The organism is Parasediminibacterium paludis (genome assembly GCF_042651445.1).
Lineage (GTDB): Bacteria > Bacteroidota > Bacteroidia > Chitinophagales > Chitinophagaceae > Parasediminibacterium > Parasediminibacterium paludis.
The window spans coordinates 1-19,585 of the sequence record NZ_JBHSDC010000024.1; the positions used below are offsets into that span (position 1 = coordinate 1).

Here is a 19,585-nt window from a genome sequence, read left to right on the forward strand (position 1 = left end):
ATATCGGTCATTTAAAGTTAACATTTTTGTCAACTTTTAAATGAGCGAGATTCAGGGGAGCTTACAGAAATTCCTTGCCGCCTGTATTTAATTGAGTTACTAAAGAGTTTATTTCATCTCGAAAGTTATAAACAACAAAAAGGGGGAATTTGAACACATAGATTTTATTAGTTCAATTTCTTTGGGGTCAATATTGCCATCACAAGCCATACAACAAAATGCTGTATTGAGTAATAATTTATCAAGTGTTATTGTGTCCATAATGTATAATTTTAACGTTTAAACCCAATAGGATTTCTTTTATTAAAAACATCTTCACCAGATTCCATAACAGTTTTTAATGTTTCATATTTTTTCAGTTCAGATAAGTTTACTGTTGGCTTGTTGTTTTTAATGGTGTATTCTAATGTTTCCATAGAAATTCTGCTTTTATCCTTCAATGCTTTTCTTGATGCTTCATTAACTAATAACTCTATGTCAGCAGAAACAAAATTTTCTGTAAGTTGTCCTAATTTATCATAATCAATACCAAAATCTAGTACCTCTTTGCGTTGTTTAAGGTACATTTCAAACATAGATTTTCTTGCTTCAAAGTCTGGTGGTGGCAAATAAACTTTTTTGTCTAATCTACCTGCTCTAAGTATAGCTGGGTCTATTTTTTCAGGACGATTGGAAGCCCCTATAATAAAAATTCCTTTTGCACCACAGTCATTCATTTGTGCAAGAAATTCATTAACAGCATTGGCGTGCATTTGGTGTAGGTCTCCTTCTCTGCTTGGCACTAAAGCATCTAATTCATCTATAAAAATTATAGTAGGTGCTTTTTCTTCTGCCTCTTTAAACATAGCAGCAATATTTTCTTGCGTTGCATTTACAAATTTGCTTTGCAAACTTGATGGTTTTATATCAATGAAATTGAAACCAACTTCTTCGGATAATCTTTTTGAGAAAAAAGTTTTACCACAACCAGGGGGGCCATAAAGCAACATACCATTGGGTATGGATATTCCATATCTTTCATATTCTTTTGGATTACGCAAAGCATCGATTACATCAAGCTGTAATTGGTCTTTTAGTTCTTTCATTCCTGCAATTGCGTCAAATCCTTTTCCTTTTGGTTTAACAGAAAATTGTTTGGTATTAGCATCTTCTTTATCTGATTTTTGAATTTCGACTTTATCAACATCTTCAATTTCTATATCACCGTTTAATGCTTGTAAAAATTCATCTGCTGACTTAAATCTAATTTCTGTATTAGGATGTAATGCTTTCTTAATTACATTATTAATGTAGGGTTCATAATCAAATATTTTATCTTCTATATCTTTAAAAGATAAAGGCTTTTTTCTTTGTTCTATAATGACTTCTTCTATTTTTAATTTGGCTGCTTGATACTTAGCTAAATCTTTATACCAAGGTAGTAATTGAAATAACAAATGATACAGTAGCACACCAACAGAAAACAAATCGGATTGTGGTGAGTAAATATTATTGAAACATTCAGTTGCTATGTACCAATGATTAAGCCCTTCTTTATTGAATGTTTTAGAGGATTGATGAAACAAACGAGCATAACCAAAGTCAATGAGTTTAGGGATTGGTGTTATGCTTGATAAATCAAGCATAACATTTTGAAGTGTAACTTCATTATGTATTACTGGTTCTTTTTGAGAATGCAAATATTTTAAAGCATTTAAAATACCTGACACAAATAATTTAGCATCATACAACGATGAAATATTTTCTCTTGCTATTCTTTCTGCTAGTGTTTCGCCAGCAATAAAGTTTAGAACAAGATAGCTAAATTTTTTGTTGTCTATAATTAACTCACCACTGTCTTTATAAGCTACAATGTTTGGATGTGATATTGTTTTAAGTATTTCTATTTCTAACAAATTACCGTCTCCATCAAATGCAGTTCTATGAAGTTTTGAATAATTGAATAACTTTAGAAAATAAAGTTTCCCATCATTACCTTTCACTCTATAAGTTTCTGCATTAATAGCTTGCTTAATGAAAAGTACAACGGTGTAACCATTTACAACCTGTGATTTAGTTAATGTACTTTGCATAGATAATTCCTTGTGTAATTATTATAAATTATTACGCTTATTAACGCAAGCAATAAATTGAGCCTTAAAGTCATCCAAAGAAATTTCAATAGCCTCTGGGTAAAGGCTTTTAATAGTTTCTCCTTCGTTTAAGTCGCACCTATCAACTTGTTCACAACCACAAGACATATCATAACAAACTAATTGAAAACAATTTTCTCCATACTCGTGTGCGATTAACCGCTGCATTGCTTCACACATATAAAACTCATCCGATGTTTGTAGTATATTATCAAGCTGTTTATTTCCTGTTGTACTCATTATAAAATTTATCTGTTAGTTAATTTCATTTTTCTTTCTTCGTTTTCAGGTGTTGTTGCCATTTCATCTCTGACTTGGCTTAATACATTCTCTAATTGCTCCTCTGATGGATTATTAGGAATCATCTGTAATCCTTTATTTATAATGGTTCTTGCTTTATTTCTGTCTTTCCATTGAATATCATTGAACTCATCATCAAACTCTTTAATCCATCGCATTAATAGTGCTGCACCTGCTGCAATTCTTATTAAAGTATGTATTAGCCCATTTAAGTCGTCTAAAACAGCTTTCCCCTCATATACATCGGGGTTTTTAACCAATTTTTCAATCTTTCCGTTTAATTCCTCTTTGTTTGCATTAACCATATTCCAGTTAATTCTTTCATCTTCATCATTTGCTTTGACTCTATCAATCAAATCTTCTAATCTATAATAGTTTTCTTTTAATTCTTTTTCTACTCTTGACCATTCTGTTTCTTCTGTTACTTTATCTAAATGTCTTAATTGCTCTCTTAAATTACTTAATACTTCAAGCCTACCAGCATCACTACCACCTTTATTTTCTAATTTTTCTTCAACTACTTTTAACTCCGCTTTGATTTGCTGGGCATTAACTTTTTCGGCTTGGCGTTTTGCTTTTACAATTTCATTACGAATACTATTTGCATCTAATGCTGATTTAGTTTCAAACTTAACAGGAATTTCTTCTGTATGATTCAGGTAAGGAAAAAATGCAGATAGCGTTGCACCCTCTGACCTGTTGATTTTTAAAGTAATTTCAACATCACTTCCTTCTGGCAATAAAGCAGGAATATCTTCTCCACTAATAATTACATCAAAAATATGTTCGCTATAAATTGCCCTTGTATGCTTTGCATTATAGTCACCCTGATAGATAGGGATAACTATACTATCTGCTGCAATACCTGGTCTGATGGGCTTTTGTGTTTTTAAAGAATTATATACACCCGTTAAGCCATTTGGTGGGATTTCTTTGTTTTTTTCAAGACCATTAATGGGCATAAAAACATCCTGTTCTAAAACACTATCAAATATTTCAATGCCTATGTAGTAAGGCAATGTGGCTTGCCCAACATTGAAACCTTGTAAAATATTAAATGTATTTGGCTGACTATCTAAATTGTTCCCTTGTTCGTCATAAATAGAAATTTCAAAAGAATTAGAAGCACCAGCATTTAGTTGTACATCGAATAAGGTTGCTCTTTCAGTTATTTGTTTTTTACCACTTGCCCAAGCTTTATCACCACGTGAAATAATTGCAAAAACCTTATCAGGTATAGTTCCTATTGTTTTATCTTTTAAAATTTTTAAGCTAACCATTTCATCCAATTCAACTGTTGTAGCTTCATACTTAACATCTAATTGAATTTTTGTTTTATCTCTTGTTTGTTCAATTACTTGTTCAGAAATACTAATTGTAGATGCAAAAGAAGCTGCACCAGTAGCTACGCAAGTTATTGGGTCTATAGAAGTATTAACCTTATCAGTTATTTGTTCTTTCAGCATTTTTCTTAATACTGGTGAGTAAGTAGGGCCACCAACAAGAAGCAATGTTGTAAGCTGAGAACCTTTTAAATTGTTACGTTTTAATAGGTCTTTGCAAATATTAATTGCTTTTTGAAAAATGGGACCGACTACATTTTGCATCGTTTCCTGAGTAATATTTATATCCAAGGAAGGCTCTTCGCCATTTTCATCTTCAAATGGCAATTCCCCTAAATTTGTTAAAATGTTGTACGATTCTTTAAAAGACATTTGGATCTTACAATCTTCGGCATAAAATTTAACAGAGTTCCTTAAGATCTCCTTTTTTGAAGTATCAGATAAAATATCATTGATAGAAAAATTTGACTCTAAATAAGGTAGAATAATTTCATCCAATATAGCCTCATCAATGTTTTTACCCCCTAACCAATTGTCGCCCTCAGTATCAATTACCTTCATTATTCCATCCTCCACCTTTACTAAAGCTGCATCAAAAGTTCCACCACCAAAATCGAAAACAAGCCAAATGCCGTCTTTATTAACAGCATCAATACCGTAAGCCATTGATGCAGCTATTGGTTCTTGCAATAATTCTATATGTTCAAAGCCAGCTAATTTACCTGCCTTTATTGTAGCATCTTTTTGAACCATTGTAAACTTTGCAGGAACTGTAATAACAATAGATTTTATACTTTCATCTGTTATAAATGATTTTAGTTTCATAACTACTTCAGCAGATAACTCTTCTGAACTAAAATTTCTGTTCATATTGGAACTGTAATACGAAGTATCTGTGCCCATTGTACGCTTAAACTCCAAATAAGAATTTGTAGATTCTTGCTTTTGCGATTTTAAAGCCCGAAGCTTATCCATTTTTAGAGTATTATAAGCGGGGTCACCAACTAGAATGTCTTGTTTTTTATTTACACTCACACAAGAAGGTATGGTATCTTTTAATGTATCTGATTTTTTAATTATCGCTTTGCCATTTTCTATTCTTGCAATAGCAGAATTAGTTGTCCCTAAATCAATACCGTAGTCAATTTTTGTACGCATTTTTTTAAATATTTTTTTTATTTAGTACCTACCGAAACTTCAACTTGGGCAGCTTGTATCATAATGCCTCTGAAATTTACTTGTGGTTTAATGATTTTAGTGATCATTTCTTTTCCTTTCTCAAGATTGTCATCTTCTACCATATTGGCAATCATTTTATCTCTCTTATCAAAAGGCTTGTTTAATAATTCAGGCATCTCATAGCCATTTGCAGCAAAGTTGTCTTCTATTCTCTTAACTGATGCACCAAGCTGTTTTAAGCCTTTGGTATTTGCATCCATATTAGAAAGGTTTTTATTAATTCTCATTATTTCATCTGCTACTTTTAGTGCTAATGAATGGTCGGCTTCTTCTGTATTACTTGCTGCTGCTGTGTTTCGTTCTGCTTGTACTATTTTCAATTGTGTTTCTAAAACTTCAGTTAATTTGGTATCAAGTTTTATTCCCTCTTCTTCAAGGACTTTTTTTGTTTTAGAAATTTGTTCTTCAACATCTGATTTGCCTGTTTTAATGCGTTTGCCTAAAAGAAAATAAACAACGCCAGAGAGTAAAACTGTAGCTAAAAAAGCAATAACCCAATAAAGAGTGCTTTTGCTTAACGAGTTGTCTAAAGTTTGAATTTTTTGATTTATACTGCTTTCGGTATTGCTGATTTTTATCCCTAACTGCCGATTAGCTCCTGCAATTTCATTGCTGTTTACTACTGTTTGCTTTTGTAAACTATCAATTAAAGATGCGTTTAGCTGAGTTACTTTACTTACCGTTTCTATACGATTTGTAAGCTCTGCATTTAGCGACTTTAACTTTGTTTCTAATGCTTTGATACTTTTTAAGGTGTCAACACTTTGAGAAAAAACACTAAGTGACACAAATGCAAATAGTAATGTTGTTGTTATTTTCATTGTTTTAGTCTTTAAATTTTGAACCAATAACTGCACCTATGATAGCACCAACTACAGCACCACCACCTTCGCCAGCAGCTGCACCTATCACCAAACCTACTAAACCTAAAATCCACCAAGCATTATCACCAAAATTAAAATCGCTCTGCCGATTTGTTTTGCTTTGACTTGTAGAAGATTTATTTGTGCTTGATGTGCTACCTGAATTAGATGGTGCGGAATAAGATGAAGTGCTGACCTGTAATTGGTCACAAAGCCCACGTAATGACTCTTTGTTTTTGTTATAGCGGTTAATTCTAAAATCATACTCCATATCTAGAGTGCCTATCGAATTACTTACATCCCAAGCTTCTTTTAGTTTCATCTTCAGAACATCAAAACAGACCCTTTTTTCATGTTGGGAATACACAGTTTGAACTTTTTTAAGAATAAAATCCTGTACCCGATTTACTTCTTCTATTATATAGCTTTGGGCTTGTGATGCCACTCTTGTTGATAGTTTCAAATAAAGTTCATCAGAATTTCCCAATACGTCTTTAATATTATTTAACTTGTATCTACAACGATTTATCAAAGATTGAGCATTTTCAATAGTTTCTTGTTTATTATCAAATTCCTCAAAAACTGCTACCAGTGATTCTAGGTCAGCCTTAATTTGATTCAGCTTATCTCTCTCTGGCTTTTCATCAATCCATTCTTGTAAATTGTTGGTATTTTCTTCACAACGTTGTTTTGCAAAGCTACCCACAGCTAAAGATTTAGCTTTTCTAAATAAACTCATTGAAGCATTGCTTGGGTCGGTACTTTTTTCTCTGTAATAAGTAAAATAATCAATACCACATTGCAATACCTCTTCAGAAACCTTATCTGATATGGCAGCAAATTTTGAATTGCTTAACCCTAATGTGGACTTTAGTTGTGCTAAACTAACAGAGCATTCCTGAAATAATGAAATACCTATATCATTTGCTGCTGCTTTATTTGCTTTTCGTTGCTCTCTTGCTTCATCAATCTTTTTTTCAATTTGTTGAATTGGCTTTTGTGCAAGCTCTTTTAAGAAATCTTCTTTGCCAGAAAACTCAATTTTACTAATGATGTCTAAAAATTTATCGAAAGAGTATTGTTCTGTTTTTTCTAATTCAAATTGAATTTGAGATAAGAAATATTTTTGTAAATCCTCTTTTTTAGGTTTGTATGTTATCCCTACTATTTTTTTAACAAATTCATTGAGCAAATCACTTTCGAGAAATTTTAATTTTAAAACAATGCCTTCTTCTAATGCACTTATAACATAGGGAACTCTTGAAAATGCAATTTTTAATTTATAAGTAGAGGCATTTATAAAAGCTGAGTAATTTTTATTTGTAACATCGTTTACATCAGTAAGCTTTGACCAAATGTTTAATGCATCTAAAGGATTATCATCTTTTAAAGCATCGAAAGCTGGCTCGTCGGTTATTTCATTGCCATTAATAAACCAAAATAATGCAGCATTTATTTTGTCGCTTTCTAAATTAAGCTTTGAAGCTGCATCCTCAACGCTAGAAACTGTTCTACTTAACTTTCCAAGTATTGGTAAACTAAAGTCATCATCTGGTTCTTGTTCTGCACCAATAAACTGTATCAACCTTGTAGTTTGGCGTTGCTGCTCCCTTGCAGAAGCACCAGCAAGTAGACCTAAAATTCTATAAGGGTTAGTTAAAATCAAATTCATAAAATATTAATTCTTAATGCTGTAAAATAACTTTTAATTTTTTTCATTAGTAAAATAACTATCCTCTCTTTTTTCTAACTCCTTATTAACTTCTTCAAGCAATTGTTGCTCCGTTGGTAAATATAATTTGTATTGGCTTGCTATTATGTTTTTTGCATTTTCTGGTAATGTAAATTTTACTACAGCATCGTTTTTATCGGCACATAATAGAATACCAATTGTTGAATTTTCGGTTGGTAATTTTTCTATTCTATCGTAATAGTTTACATACATCTGTAATTGACCTATATCTTGATGTGTTAGCTTGGTAGTTTTAATTTCGATAATTACAAAGCATTGTAGCAACCGATTATAAAAAACTAAGTCCACAAAAAACTCATCACCCTCGATATGTATTCTTTTTTGGCGTGCCACGAATGAAAAGCCATTGCCTATTTCTAATAGAAAATCTTGAAGGTGTGTGATAATGGCTTGTTCTAAATCTTTTTCGTAGTAAGATGCCTCTCGTTTTAAACCCATAAACTCTAAATACATTGGGTCTTTGATTATCTCTTTAGCATCGGATGGTAGTTTCTCATTTTTTGCTACAGCTAAAACACTTTCTTTATCGTTGCTCAATAAAAGCCTTTCGTATAGACTGCTATTGATTTGGCGTTCTAATTGTCGAGTTGTCCAATTGTTTTTTACTGCTTCGGCTATATAAAATTGTCTTTGGTCTTGATTATCAAGGCGTATAAGTGTTTTGTATTGTGTCCAACTCAATTGCGAACGCAGTGCGTTCGCAATTGGAAATGTGCGATAAAACTGGCGAAATAGTTCTATTTGGCGTTTGGAATAACCACTACCATAGTCGGGTTCTAATTGTTGGGCAATATATTTTGTTAGGTATTCACCATATTCGGCTCTATCTTTTCCTTGTTGCTCTTCTTCAAAAATACGTTTGCCAATGTTCCAATACATCAAAGTTCTTTCTGTATCAACCGCTCTAATTGCCTTGTCTTGTGCATTGGCAATAATTGCTTTTATATCTGGTATTATTGACTGATTGATGAGCACAGAAAGAAAGTTAATTGTGGTAATAGTATGGTATTTGTGTACAAAGTAAACTAAACAGCGTTAAAAGTAATGAATTTACATATATATATGCAAGTTGCCAATCGAAAATAGTAAGTTGTAGAATTATTCCTCATTTAAGGCTACAAATTTTCATTTAACAAGAACCAAAGGCCGTGGCAGACATGTTTAATGTTGCCTGCTGTGATATCGTCCCAGAAAAGCAGCATGTCATCTACAAATTTGGCAATATCGGTGCCTTCATCATCTATAAAGGCAATGATATACGCGAGTGTTTCGGCAAGTTTTTCATAATCTTACCGCTTTATTAAAAAATCAAACTCGAAAAAAGGGGTGTTTAAAAAGTTGGTTCATGATGTACATATACAAGACTGCTACATTAGATATTGTAGAGGTATTGATCCTCTTAGCAAACTTCCTAATATGCAAGATTATTACAAGCAAAATCTTAAAAAATCCAAATAGTACCAATACAAATCTTAAAGTGTTTTTGGTCGTGGCCCCTTTATGATTGAAGTATAAAATGAATATACGCCTTATCAGTTAGTTTACCGCCACCTAAGTTGTTATCCTCACAACCCATTTCCGCTCAAACTTAAGGACTGTCCCCAAAAATACCACATCAACGAAGCAGCCAACAAATGTTTTGTGAATTTAGCTGTAATTTCAATTCTTAAACGACAATAATGCCTATCAAGTACTTATGCTTTTTACTCATTCTAACTTGCACTGTTAATCGAGTGACAGCCCAAGACACCCTTAAACAACCAATCAATAAAGAAGTAGATACCGAATTAGACTATCGTAAGGATGGCAATGGTTATTTATTGGTTTTAAAGAGCGGACAGCCAGTAATTGCAAGTTTAAACGCATTCATGGCCAAAGAAAAACTACCAGGTGCCAGCATTACTGCTATTGGCGCTGTGAAAGCGGTAACAGTAGCCTACTACAATATCGACGAAAAGCGATACGTATACCAAACGTTCAACCCATCCATGGAAGTGATCTCTTTAACAGGCAATTTGGGATATTTTGAGAACAAACCCATTGTACACAGCCATATTGCGTTGGCAGGTCCAGACTATAAACTATATGGTGGTCATTTAAAAGAAGCAACCGTCTCCTTAATTTTAGAAATATTTATTACCCCTACCACCAAGCCCATCACCCGTGAATGGAACAAAGATTTTCCAGAAATAAGAACCATGACGCCTATGAAGGAGTAGCAAGATTGGGGTAAAGAAAGCTAGCGCAGTTGCTCTGCCTCTCTTTACATGAGGCTTTGCTAAGCTTTTACTAGCTTTCTTGCATTTTCGAACATAAATTAAATTGGCATTTGCTATTCACTAGCGAATCATGGTTACAAGCCAACCAGTTTACCACACTTTTCCATAACACCATCATTATTTTATAAACCCATACATGCATACTTAGTACCAAGTACCACCCCATTTTTACATGCAATCAGCCATCATCATCAACCATTATTGATAATAACTGTTATAAATATTTGATAGTTAAATTCAATTCCTATTCCTAGCAACCTAAAAAATAGAAGCGTGATATTCTCATCCAATATAATATCTGTGGTAAACCACTTTTAAAATCACATTTTGAGCGCTAAGCGCTAACATAATCAATCACGCAACCGCCTACGATACTTATGAAAACAAACAGATGGAACCATACTTTTCGAGCTTTTCGCAGCCGAAACTATACCCTATTTTTTTGCGGCCAATCTTTGTCTTTAATAGGCACTTGGATGCAGCGAACAGCCGTAAGTTGGCTTATCTATTCCTTAACACATTCTGCGCTGATGTTGGGTTTGTCCATCTTTGCATCGCAATTTCCATCCCTTGTTTTTTCATTACTTGGCGGCATTGTATCTGATAGATATCACCGCTACAAAATATTATTAATTACCCAAACAGCTTCCATGCTGCAGGCGGTTTTACTCGCCGTTTTAACCCTTACCAACCATGCTGCCGTATGGCAAATTTTAGCCCTCAGTGTGTTACTAGGTATCATCAATTCGTTTGACGTGCCTGCGAGACAACCTTTAATACATGAGTTGGTAAGCAATAAAGAAGATGTACCCAATGCCCTAGCACTCAATTTTTCGATGGTGAATATTGCAAGGCTTGTAGGGCCTGCGCTGTCGGGTATCGTACTTGGCAGTTTTGGGGCAGGTATTTGCTTTTTACTAAATGCTGTCAGTTTTGTGGCAGTCATTCTCTCATTATTATTAATCAAACTGCCCCCTTATCAAAAAAAGGTGGTGCAAACCAATATGCAATCCCAATTTGTAGAAGGCATTAATTACTTAAAAAAAACGCCCCAAATTGCCGTAGTAATTGTACTCATCTCATTGGTTAGCTTGCTAGTATTGCCTTATGATACCTTACTACCTGTGTTTGCCAAAGTGGTCTTTAATGGCGGTGCCACCACTTTTGGTTTTATCAGCAGTTTTATTGGTCTAGGGGCTATTGTTGCTACTTTATTTCTAGCTTCGTTTAAACAAACTAGCAAAAGCCAACAAAAAGCACTGTGGGTAAATATTACGCTTTTGGGTGTGGGTTTGATATTGTTCTCCCATATCGCTTATTTTCCTATAGCGATGTTGTTTGCGGCTTTGTCTGGCTTTGGAGGCATGTCACAAAATACAATTTGCCTCACCATCATACAAATGCATACAGACGAAGTGATGCGGGGCAGAGTGATGAGTTATGTAGCAATGGCCTATTTTGGCATGCTACCCTTAGGGAGTTTGATTATTGGCGCAGTATCCCAAAAAATTGGCGCCGATAACACCATGCTAGGCCAAGGCATCATCGCATTGGTAATAGCGGGCATGTTGTATTGGTATTTACAACAAACAAGAAACCAACAACAACCAACAACTACCGAAATGATGGTATAACTATTTTATAAATGTATCATCAACCATAGACCGTAAATAATAACAAAGCAAAAGTGACCGATTGGCAATCAATTGTTTTGTAAATGGGTATTTTTGACTAATAAATGAATGAACGATGGCAAACAACACACACCATACCGCCCTTTTAGTCATGGATATGCAAACGGCCATCTTGGGCATGCTACCAAATACAAGCACTATTCTAGATAATGTAGCGGCGGCAATAGCCCATGCACGTAGCCAAAACATACCTGTGATTTACGTAGTGGTGGGCTTTAGACAGGGTACCCCAGAAATAAGTAGCTTTAATAAAGGATTTGCTGCTAATAAAGACCGCTTTGCAAACACCGATATGGGCGCTTTTACCACCATACACCCAGCAGTAGCGCCTGTAGAAAGCGATATTGTAGTCACCAAGCGCCGTGTGAGTGCTTTTACTGGTAGCGACTTAGAAGTGGTATTAAGGGCGCAAGGCATACAGCACCTAGTGCTTACGGGCATTGCTACCAGCGGCGTGGTTTTGTCTACTGTACGAGAAGCTGCCGATAAGGATTACCAGTTGACCGTATTGTCTAATGGCTGCGCAGATGGCGATGAAGCCGTGCACCACCTACTCACTACCAAGGTTTTTCCACGCCAAGCTGAAGTATTATCGCTAGAAGAATGGCTTGCAAAATAGATGGTATCGATTAATAAAACACTGTGCGAGGGATTTAACAGACTTTCGTCTGAATAATCCCTATTTATGCACTAAAATTTGCTTTACAGGAGCCGCAATCGGGTGATTGGCGGTAAAAGTAAAACCTAGCAAAGCAGCAATGGTTTGGGCATATTGCTGTTGATAAATTTGACTGGCATCTTTCATTTCACCTTTTGCCGCAATATCAGGCCCTATAGCCATCAAATAGGTTTCGTCAGAGTGTGCGGTGCGAGCGCCGTGGTTGGTCCACTCAGTACCATTGCCTCTACCATGGTCTGGCATTACCAACATATCCGTTTTACCTTTGTAAAAAGGGTCTGCCTGAATGGTTTTCCAAATATCAGCAATCATGGCGTCTGCATAGTGGGCCGCATCAAGATAATCGCCATATTCGCCAGCATGTGCAAAATCATCATTATCACCAAGGTCTATATACAAAATCCTTGGATGGTTGGCCAATAAATAAGCTTTAGCAAGCATATACGTACCAACATCTAGTCGCTCACCTTTGCCAAATACATCTGGAAGCAAGTGCTGCCAGGTATTGGCTTCCTGTTGAAGCGGAGTAAGCTGATTGCCCATAACATCTTCTCTATCAATGTTTACTGGCATATGGTTACGATTCCGATTAAGTATGCGAGCAACCGCATCCCATGAAGCAAAAGTGGCAATTTTGCCAGTAAAATCAGGCTGTGCATTAATAAATTCAAGCACATTCGTATTTGGATTGTCGGGATAGTCGTTGGAATTGATGGCCGTATCGCAATAACCAGTAAAAATCTCATTTCTACCAGGATAAGAGAACCAGTATGAATTTTGCACATTAACATAGTTACCATAGTCTCTATTACCATACAATTGTCCTTCACTCGCAATGGTTTGCCATGTAAAAGGCATCAATTTTTTGCGCCTTTCTTCAGCATTGGCAGCCCAATATTTGGTGATAGTCCAATTATAATCGCCGCGATTATACTTTCTGTTAAATAAAATACTAGAATCTGCTCCCTGATAAAGCTCTTTCCAGCGATACCCGTCCATTACAAAAATGATGAGGTTCTTTGCTTGAGTAGGTTGCTGCGCTTTAATGGTTACCGATACAGATTGTAGTAAACAAAAAGAAAAGAAGGCGATTATTACTTGTTTCATGCGGTAAAACTAGCGGTATAACCTATCCTATTTCCTTGGTTCAGGTTAAGGAATATTTAAGTTACTGTAACGCTTTTGTGATGCAATTGGCACAAGTCTTTACTTTTAACCTCGCCACCAACAGACGTTTTAGTTTTGGATAATAAATAAATAATACGTTCAATATGTTACGTACTTTTTTGGGTCGCTATTTCAAAATTGAGGCTGACGCAAGCACCTAAAAGCTAAACTATTCAATCGATCAATCAGACCAAAACTAACCGCCAAAAAGGATTGATACTGCTAATTGGTTTAATCAAAAGCTTGCTCTATCTCCTAAGCAATTAACAAAACCTGCTAAACCTAATCGTTGTGCTAGCAAATTGACAAGTGGCGCTTGCTATGTTCAAAAATTTGGCTTTCTTTAAAGCATGAAACAACTGCTATTACTACTCTTAATCTGCCAGCAAGCTTTGGCGCAAGCACCCAAAGACGTACCAACCTCTACCAAAAGGGAATATATCATTAGCAACTTTAAAACAGAAAGCGGTACTATTTTGCCGCAGGCACATATTATTTATGGCACTTATGGGCATCTGAATGCTGCTAAAGACAATGTGGTATTGCTACCATCCCACTATATGGCCACTTACCGTGGCTACGAATGGCTAATAGGCCCTGGCAAAGCCTTAGATACTACCCAATTGTTTTTGGTGGCTACCGAATTGTTTGGCAATGGCCGCAGTTCGTCGCCAAGTAATACACCCGAACCTTTTCATGGTCCACGTTTCCCCATGATGACGATTCGTGACAATGTAGCAGCGGTACACCAACTATTGGTAGAGGAATTACATATTACCCATCTGAAAGCCATTATAGGCTTTTCGATGGGGGCGCAACAGGCATTTCAGTGGGCAGTGAGCTATCCAGATTTTGCTAGTAAAATTGTAGCCACTTCGGGTACGTCTAAAACCTATGGGCATGGTGTGGTGCGACTAGAAGGCCAAATTGCCGCATTAACAGCAGATGAGGCGTTTAAAAATGGCGATTATACCGCCCCACCCAAAAAAGGGATTGAAGCATTTTCAGTAGTGTGGACGGGTTGGTTGTACTCTCAAGAATGGTGGCGCAAAGAGCTTTGGAAAACCAATGCACCCGCAGGCACTACGTTTGAACAAGTGCTCAATCGCTACCGCACCAACTTTATACCCGGTGCAGATGCCAATGATTTGATTTTGCAAATGCGCACTTGGCAGCACCACGATATTGGTGCTACGCCCGGCTTTGATGGCAACGTAGAAAAAGCATTAGCAGCCATAAAAGTGCCGTTTTTGTACATGCCTTCTGAAACAGATTTGTACTTTCCTTTGAGCGATGCCAAATACGAAGCGGGTTTTATGCATACAGGTACCTTATTGCCCATTCCCTCATTATGGGGGCATACTGCTGGCGCTGCCAGCAACCCCGCCGATGCTAAATTTTTAAACACACAGATAGCAGCTTTTTTAAAGTTGAATTAGAGGGGATTTGCAATCATTTTAGATGAGGTTAGATCAAGATAATTCATCCACTAAATGGTAGTTTCGAACCAAGCTCACGGATATGGGATTTTTAAATGAATAAGCTATATATAAATATAATTTTTTGCTTTCTTTTAATCCACAAAGCAAAACAGTTTTGAGCGATTGATTGGTTGCACATCTAATAAGTATTTCAGAGTATTTTCAATATCATAAACCATTAAGCATGTTACAGTGATTTCAGTACTATCAACAAACACTATTTTACAAAACCGGTATTGACCAAAAGAATGTTTCCCGGAATTATATACAGTTGACTTTATAGTACAAAGACAGGAAATGTCGCTTATTTTATTAATAGTATCTTTGCCTTTCTTATTAAAACTAAGCACACCTTTTTCCTTATCGATTATTAAGATACAATTCTTATTCTCTCGAAAATAGTTTATATGTAAAAGAATAGTTGGAAGTGTATCTATAATAAAGAAAACAAGAAAAGGTATTATAATAAAAAAGGTAATTAAATTGAAATATAAAACGAAAATCGTCAATAAAAAAGGGACAATAAAGGCATTAGCAAGCAGCCGCAATTGTTGCTTTAATGTAATTTTAAACTCGTTCATTAGTATAAATTTTAAAATATCTATTGCCGTGTAATCATATCGTTCATCATCTTGACTCGATACGTCATGCTTTCCAGCACCCTTTATTGCCAAATTTCTTTTCTTTCACCAAATATAGGTGCCTTTCACTATATCGCCTTGATGAGAATATCTAGGTACAACGAAGCAAGTAATAGGCATCATTGAAGCAGCCATCCTTCGTTCATCCTTCGTACTTAAAGTATGGCTAAGGTATACTTGAGCTATACCCGAAGTATGGATAGTGTATGAGGAGTGTATGAGATGAATATGAAATCCACAGTCATAAACTTAAGGAAATAAATAGCAACTTAATGCATGAAATTATAATAATGCTTGATACCAGTCAATCAGCATCTGACTTATATAAAGCAACCTTGGCAGGATGGTGATAACAACAGATGATTAATACGCCTAACCATGTTAGTATCGAACTAAGACATTACTAGTTTGTAAGTAATACAAACTTTACCATGCCTAAAAGCAATCCCAATAAATCGTATCTTCCTACAAAGCTTTGCCTTGTTTGTAACCGACCATTCACTTGGCGCAAAAAATGGGCTAAAAATTGGGAAGAAGTCAAATATTGCAGTGATAAATGTAGAAATAGCAAGCCCCAAAGCCCTAAAGGGGAATTAAAATAAGTAACCATGCTAGACAATAATTTTAATACCGATTCTTTACAAGACGCCCCTTTAGGAGGCGGGGGCATTGTTAGGAGGCAACTGCTCACCTATACCGATAAAGGTTTGTATTGCCAGCAAGGCGGCTTTTATATTGATCCTTGGGGAGCAGTCGATAAAGCCATTATTACCCATGCGCATAGCGATCATGCACGTTGGGGTAGCCAACATTATTTATGCCATCATCTTACCAAACCTTTGCTGCAACTACGTTTGGGTAATAATAATTACCAAAGTATCGCTTGGGGCGAAGCGGTATATATCAATGGCGTAAAAATTTCATTACATCCCGCAGGGCATATTATTGGCTCATCACAAATACGGATTGAATATAACGGCGAGGTTTGGGTAGTTAGCGGTGATTATAAAACCGAGAACGATGGTTTAAGTGGTGCATTTGAAGCCATACAATGCCACACATTTATCACTGAAAGTACCTTTGGTTTACCAATTTATAAATGGCAGCCACAAGCCATGATTTACCAACAAATTCAGCAATGGATTATCGACAATCAAGCCAATAATACGAGTTCAGTACTAATAGCTTATAGTCTTGGCAAAGCCCAACGTGTTATTGAAGCAGCATCTGCTGTTACCGACAATATTTATGTACATGGCGCTATTTGGAACACACATGAAACTTTGTTAAGTATGGGTATTCATTTACCCACTGTAAAAAGAGTGACCACAGAAACCACAAAAGCCGAACTAAAAAATGCTGTTATCATTGCCCCACCGAGCGCAGATGGGACACCTTGGATGAAAAAGTTTCAACCTTACAAAGTAGGTGTATGCAGTGGCTGGATGCAAGTAAGAGGGAATGCAAGAAGACGCAATGTAGATGCAGGTTTTAGCCTAAGCGACCATGCTGATTGGCCAGGTTTATTACAAGCCATTAAAGCGACAAAAGCAGAACGGGTATTGGTAACACATGGTTTTCAAGCCGCACTTAGTAGATACTTAACAGAAACAGGTATTGAAGCCTACGAAATTAACATGCCATTAATGCCTAAAGCCTCTGAAGAGGAATAAGCCCCTAATCCCTAAAGGGAAATAAAACGAAACGCTATGGATATTGAAAATAAGACAACTTTCGAAAACGCTCCTTTAGGGGCTGGGGGCGAAATTGTTGATGGCTTCTCTTTATTTTCATCACTCGTTAATATTCTTGGCACATCTACCAAAAACACAGAAAAACTAAACGCTTTACAACACTACTTTTCTACTGCAAGCGACAAAGACAAGGTTTGGGTAATTGCAATTTTTAGCGGTCGTAGACCTAAACGCATTGTTAACTCCACCACATTACAACAATGGTGTATAGCATTAATTGATTTGCCATTATGGCTATTTGAAGAATCTTATCATACAGTGGGCGATTTAGCAGAAACTATCGCTTTGTTATTGCCGCCCCCAACAACACCCTTAACCCCTAAAGGGGAATTATATACATTGTCTTATTACTTAGAACAATTTATTGTTTTAGAGAAGCAAGAAGAATCTGTTAAGAAAGATTTCATTATTTCTACCTGGATGCAACTCAATCAGGAAGAGCGTTTTGTATTCAATAAATTGATTACTGGCGGCTTTCGTATTGGTGTATCACAGAAAATGATGGTCAATGCTTTGGCGAAAACCACGAAAATCGAGGCTTCTACTATTGCCCATTTAATTAGTGGCAATTGGGATCCATCCACGATTCGGTTTAACGACTTAATGAGTCAAGATACTGCTGGTAAAGATGATAGTAAGCCCTACCCTTTTTATTTGGCCTATGCTTTAGAAGATGCACCACAAAGTTTGGGCGATATTACAGACTGGCAAGCTGAATGGAAATGGGATGGTATTCGTGGTCAAATGATAAAACGCAATGGCGAATTGTATGTTTGGAGCCGCGGCGAAGAATTAATGACGGATAAATTTCCTGAGTATCAAATACTTAAAACAGTATTGCCAGATGGTATGGTGATTGATGGGGAAATATTACCAACACAACATTTAAAGCCATTACCATTTAGTTTATTACAAACAAGAATTGGTAGAAAAACAATTACAAAAAAACAATTACAAGAAGCACCCATTAGCTTTTTTGCATATGATTTATTAGAATATAATACCATTGATATCCGCACGAAGCCCTTGGAAGAACGGCGAGAACTGCTTGAAAACATGATTCACCAGCTATTGACGAATCAACCACATATAGCCAATATTATTCAATTATCACCCACAATACAAGCAAGTGGTTGGGACGAATTAATAGCACTGAGACAAGATTCTAGAGATATGGGAAGCGAGGGTTTGATGTTAAAACGCAAAGCATCCCCTTACCAAGTAGGCCGAAAAGTGGGCGATTGGTGGAAGTGGAAAATAGAGCCGATGGTGATAGATGCGGTGTTAATTTATGCTCAAAAGGGTCATGGTAGAAGAAGCAACTTATACACAGATTATACTTTTGCGGTAAAAGAGGGCGACAAATTGGTAACATTTACCAAAGCCTACAGTGGACTAACCGATAAAGAATTTAACGAGGTAGATGCTTTTGTAAAAGCCAATTCAATTGAAAAATTTGGCCCAGTACGAACGGTAAAACCAGCACTCGTTTTTGAAATTGCTTTCGAAGGTATTGCGGCTAGCGCAAGGCACAAAAGCGGTGTAGCATTGCGTTTCCCACGTATGAACCGCTGGCGAAAAGATAAAAAAGCAGATGAAATAAACACTTTAGATGATTTGAAAAATATGCTACGCATTTATGGCAATAAAAAGGATAGTAACTAAAGCGTTAGATGTTAGACCCACGTTTTTTTAGAGGATGCTTTTTAGCATGATGAACAGCAACTACATCAATCAAATTTCCCTTTATACGATACACAATTAAAAAAGGAAAACGTCGTAACAGAAAATCACGTAAATCTTTTCTACCATCAATAAAACCATAATGTTCAGGATGGGCTGCTATTTTACAATAAGCCAATTCAAGTTCTTTTAATAATTCTTCACCTAAACCGCTACGTTGTAACTCATACCATTCAAAAGCATCATAAGTATCTTGCTGCGCAAATGAAGAAATAACAAGATTATAGACCATTCTTGCCAAATTTTTCACGTACAAGCATATGAGATGCTTCCACAGAAAGTCCTTTATCGCTATTATTCTCAAGCAATCTAACACGCTCATAAAAACTATCTAACTCAACTTGTGTGTACCTTTCTGTTGCGGGCTTTAATATGTGCAACACAGCATCAAGTTGGCTATCATTTGCACTATCAATTAGTTGATGAATTTGATCTCTAGTTGCATTATAATTCATAATTATACATTTTAAAAAGTAACTGCAATTTATAATTTTTTAAACTAAATCTAACGCTGAAA

The 19,585-nt window shown here is 35.9% G+C and carries 17 protein-coding genes; 7 read left to right on the forward strand and 10 right to left on the reverse strand.

Annotated elements, in window-relative coordinates; translation table 11 throughout:
* Positions 1 to 272 precede the first annotated feature (272 nt).
* Genes ACFOW1_RS12220 through ACFOW1_RS12245 form a run of 6 tightly spaced genes read right to left on the reverse strand, consistent with a single transcriptional unit; the run spans position 273 to position 8,605 of the window.
* The gene (locus ACFOW1_RS12220) at positions 273 to 2,072 is read right to left on the reverse strand and encodes an AAA family ATPase (RefSeq protein ID WP_379014605.1); all 1,800 of its coding nucleotides are present in this window, start codon (positions 2,070 to 2,072) and stop codon (positions 273 to 275) included.
* 21 nt (positions 2,073 to 2,093) lie between these two features.
* A complete protein-coding gene (locus ACFOW1_RS12225) occupies positions 2,094 to 2,372 on the reverse strand; it encodes a hypothetical protein (protein WP_379014606.1) in 279 nt (92 codons plus the stop codon).
* Positions 2,373 to 2,380: 8 nt separating this feature from the next.
* Positions 2,381 to 4,933 (reverse strand): Hsp70 family protein, encoded by a 2,553-nt coding sequence (locus ACFOW1_RS12230; RefSeq protein ID WP_379014607.1) that lies wholly within the window; start codon positions 4,931 to 4,933, stop codon positions 2,381 to 2,383.
* A gap of 17 nt (positions 4,934 to 4,950) precedes the next feature.
* Positions 4,951 to 5,835 (reverse strand): hypothetical protein, encoded by an 885-nt coding sequence (locus ACFOW1_RS12235; protein ID WP_379014608.1) that lies wholly within the window; start codon positions 5,833 to 5,835, stop codon positions 4,951 to 4,953.
* 4 nt (positions 5,836 to 5,839) lie between these two features.
* The gene (locus ACFOW1_RS12240) at positions 5,840 to 7,549 is read right to left on the reverse strand and encodes a hypothetical protein (RefSeq protein ID WP_379014609.1); all 1,710 of its coding nucleotides are present in this window, start codon (positions 7,547 to 7,549) and stop codon (positions 5,840 to 5,842) included.
* 33 nt (positions 7,550 to 7,582) lie between these two features.
* Entirely contained in the window at positions 7,583 to 8,605 is a 1,023-nt protein-coding gene (locus tag ACFOW1_RS12245) for a PDDEXK nuclease domain-containing protein (protein WP_379014610.1), read from the reverse strand.
* A 704-nt stretch (positions 8,606 to 9,309) separates the two neighbouring features.
* Here ACFOW1_RS12245 and ACFOW1_RS12250 point away from each other — a divergent pair.
* The 3 genes from ACFOW1_RS12250 (at position 9,310) to ACFOW1_RS12260 (ending at position 12,222) form a co-directional block, all read left to right on the forward strand.
* On the forward strand, positions 9,310 to 9,849 hold the full coding sequence (locus tag ACFOW1_RS12250; RefSeq protein ID WP_379014612.1) for a PPC domain-containing DNA-binding protein: 540 nt from the start codon (positions 9,310 to 9,312) through the stop codon (positions 9,847 to 9,849).
* Positions 9,850 to 10,286: 437 nt separating this feature from the next.
* The gene (locus ACFOW1_RS12255) at positions 10,287 to 11,543 is read left to right on the forward strand and encodes an MFS transporter (RefSeq protein ID WP_379014613.1); all 1,257 of its coding nucleotides are present in this window, start codon (positions 10,287 to 10,289) and stop codon (positions 11,541 to 11,543) included.
* A gap of 115 nt (positions 11,544 to 11,658) precedes the next feature.
* Positions 11,659 to 12,222: an isochorismatase family cysteine hydrolase gene (locus ACFOW1_RS12260; protein WP_379014615.1), complete on the forward strand. Its 564-nt coding sequence runs from the start codon at positions 11,659 to 11,661 to the stop codon at positions 12,220 to 12,222.
* A gap of 60 nt (positions 12,223 to 12,282) precedes the next feature.
* Here the strand turns inward: ACFOW1_RS12260 and ACFOW1_RS12265 are convergent, their stop codons facing one another.
* Entirely contained in the window at positions 12,283 to 13,389 is a 1,107-nt protein-coding gene (locus ACFOW1_RS12265; RefSeq protein ID WP_379014616.1) for a hypothetical protein, read from the reverse strand.
* A 410-nt stretch (positions 13,390 to 13,799) separates the two neighbouring features.
* Here ACFOW1_RS12265 and ACFOW1_RS12270 point away from each other — a divergent pair, with 410 nt between their 5' ends.
* Entirely contained in the window at positions 13,800 to 14,888 is a 1,089-nt protein-coding gene (locus ACFOW1_RS12270) for an alpha/beta fold hydrolase (RefSeq protein ID WP_379014618.1), read from the forward strand.
* Between the two features lie 134 nt (positions 14,889 to 15,022).
* Here ACFOW1_RS12270 and ACFOW1_RS12275 read toward each other — a convergent pair whose 3' ends face one another.
* Entirely contained in the window at positions 15,023 to 15,511 is a 489-nt protein-coding gene (locus ACFOW1_RS12275) for a hypothetical protein (RefSeq protein WP_379014620.1), read from the reverse strand.
* Between the two features lie 491 nt (positions 15,512 to 16,002).
* Between ACFOW1_RS12275 and ACFOW1_RS12280 the strand changes: the two genes are divergently transcribed.
* The 3 genes from ACFOW1_RS12280 to ACFOW1_RS12290 are packed head-to-tail and all read left to right on the forward strand — an operon-like array spanning position 16,003 to position 18,990.
* Positions 16,003 to 16,173 (forward strand): DUF2256 domain-containing protein, encoded by a 171-nt coding sequence (locus tag ACFOW1_RS12280; protein WP_379014622.1) that lies wholly within the window; start codon positions 16,003 to 16,005, stop codon positions 16,171 to 16,173.
* 6 nt (positions 16,174 to 16,179) lie between these two features.
* On the forward strand, positions 16,180 to 17,244 hold the full coding sequence (locus ACFOW1_RS12285) for a ligase-associated DNA damage response exonuclease (RefSeq protein WP_379014623.1): 1,065 nt from the start codon (positions 16,180 to 16,182) through the stop codon (positions 17,242 to 17,244).
* Positions 17,245 to 17,280: 36 nt separating this feature from the next.
* Positions 17,281 to 18,990 (forward strand): ATP-dependent DNA ligase, encoded by a 1,710-nt coding sequence (locus ACFOW1_RS12290; RefSeq protein WP_379014624.1) that lies wholly within the window; start codon positions 17,281 to 17,283, stop codon positions 18,988 to 18,990.
* A gap of 4 nt (positions 18,991 to 18,994) precedes the next feature.
* Here ACFOW1_RS12290 and ACFOW1_RS12295 read toward each other — a convergent pair whose 3' ends face one another.
* Complete coding sequence (locus tag ACFOW1_RS12295; RefSeq protein WP_379014625.1) at positions 18,995 to 19,300, reverse strand: type II toxin-antitoxin system RelE/ParE family toxin; 306 nt, start codon at positions 19,298 to 19,300, stop codon at positions 18,995 to 18,997.
* Positions 19,290 to 19,523, reverse strand: coding sequence for a hypothetical protein (locus ACFOW1_RS12300; protein ID WP_379014627.1), 234 nt, complete (start codon positions 19,521 to 19,523; stop codon positions 19,290 to 19,292). Before ACFOW1_RS12300 ends, ACFOW1_RS12295 begins: the two co-directional genes overlap by 11 nt.
* Positions 19,524 to 19,585 lie beyond the last annotated feature (62 nt).

Excerpts from the sequence above, each read along its gene's own strand:
- ACFOW1_RS12220 (WP_379014605.1), bottom strand. The coding sequence starts at position 2,072 with ATGCAAAGTACATTAACTAAATCACAGGTTGTAAATGGTTACACCGTT.
- ACFOW1_RS12225 (WP_379014606.1), bottom strand. The coding sequence starts at position 2,372 with ATGAGTACAACAGGAAATAAACAGCTTGATAATATACTACAAACATCG.
- ACFOW1_RS12230 (WP_379014607.1), bottom strand. The coding sequence starts at position 4,933 with ATGCGTACAAAAATTGACTACGGTATTGATTTAGGGACAACTAATTCT.
- ACFOW1_RS12235 (WP_379014608.1), bottom strand. The coding sequence starts at position 5,835 with ATGAAAATAACAACAACATTACTATTTGCATTTGTGTCACTTAGTGTT.
- ACFOW1_RS12240 (WP_379014609.1), bottom strand. The coding sequence starts at position 7,549 with ATGAATTTGATTTTAACTAACCCTTATAGAATTTTAGGTCTACTTGCT.
- ACFOW1_RS12250 (WP_379014612.1), top strand. The coding sequence starts at position 9,310 with ATGCCTATCAAGTACTTATGCTTTTTACTCATTCTAACTTGCACTGTT.
- ACFOW1_RS12255 (WP_379014613.1), top strand. The coding sequence starts at position 10,287 with ATGAAAACAAACAGATGGAACCATACTTTTCGAGCTTTTCGCAGCCGA.
- ACFOW1_RS12260 (WP_379014615.1), top strand. The coding sequence starts at position 11,659 with ATGGCAAACAACACACACCATACCGCCCTTTTAGTCATGGATATGCAA.
- ACFOW1_RS12265 (WP_379014616.1), bottom strand. The coding sequence starts at position 13,389 with ATGAAACAAGTAATAATCGCCTTCTTTTCTTTTTGTTTACTACAATCT.
- ACFOW1_RS12270 (WP_379014618.1), top strand. The coding sequence starts at position 13,800 with ATGAAACAACTGCTATTACTACTCTTAATCTGCCAGCAAGCTTTGGCG.
- ACFOW1_RS12275 (WP_379014620.1), bottom strand. The coding sequence starts at position 15,511 with ATGAACGAGTTTAAAATTACATTAAAGCAACAATTGCGGCTGCTTGCT.
- ACFOW1_RS12280 (WP_379014622.1), top strand. The coding sequence starts at position 16,003 with ATGCCTAAAAGCAATCCCAATAAATCGTATCTTCCTACAAAGCTTTGC.
- ACFOW1_RS12285 (WP_379014623.1), top strand. The coding sequence starts at position 16,180 with ATGCTAGACAATAATTTTAATACCGATTCTTTACAAGACGCCCCTTTA.
- ACFOW1_RS12290 (WP_379014624.1), top strand. The coding sequence starts at position 17,281 with ATGGATATTGAAAATAAGACAACTTTCGAAAACGCTCCTTTAGGGGCT.
- ACFOW1_RS12295 (WP_379014625.1), bottom strand. The coding sequence starts at position 19,300 with ATGGTCTATAATCTTGTTATTTCTTCATTTGCGCAGCAAGATACTTAT.
- ACFOW1_RS12300 (WP_379014627.1), bottom strand. The coding sequence starts at position 19,523 with ATGAATTATAATGCAACTAGAGATCAAATTCATCAACTAATTGATAGT.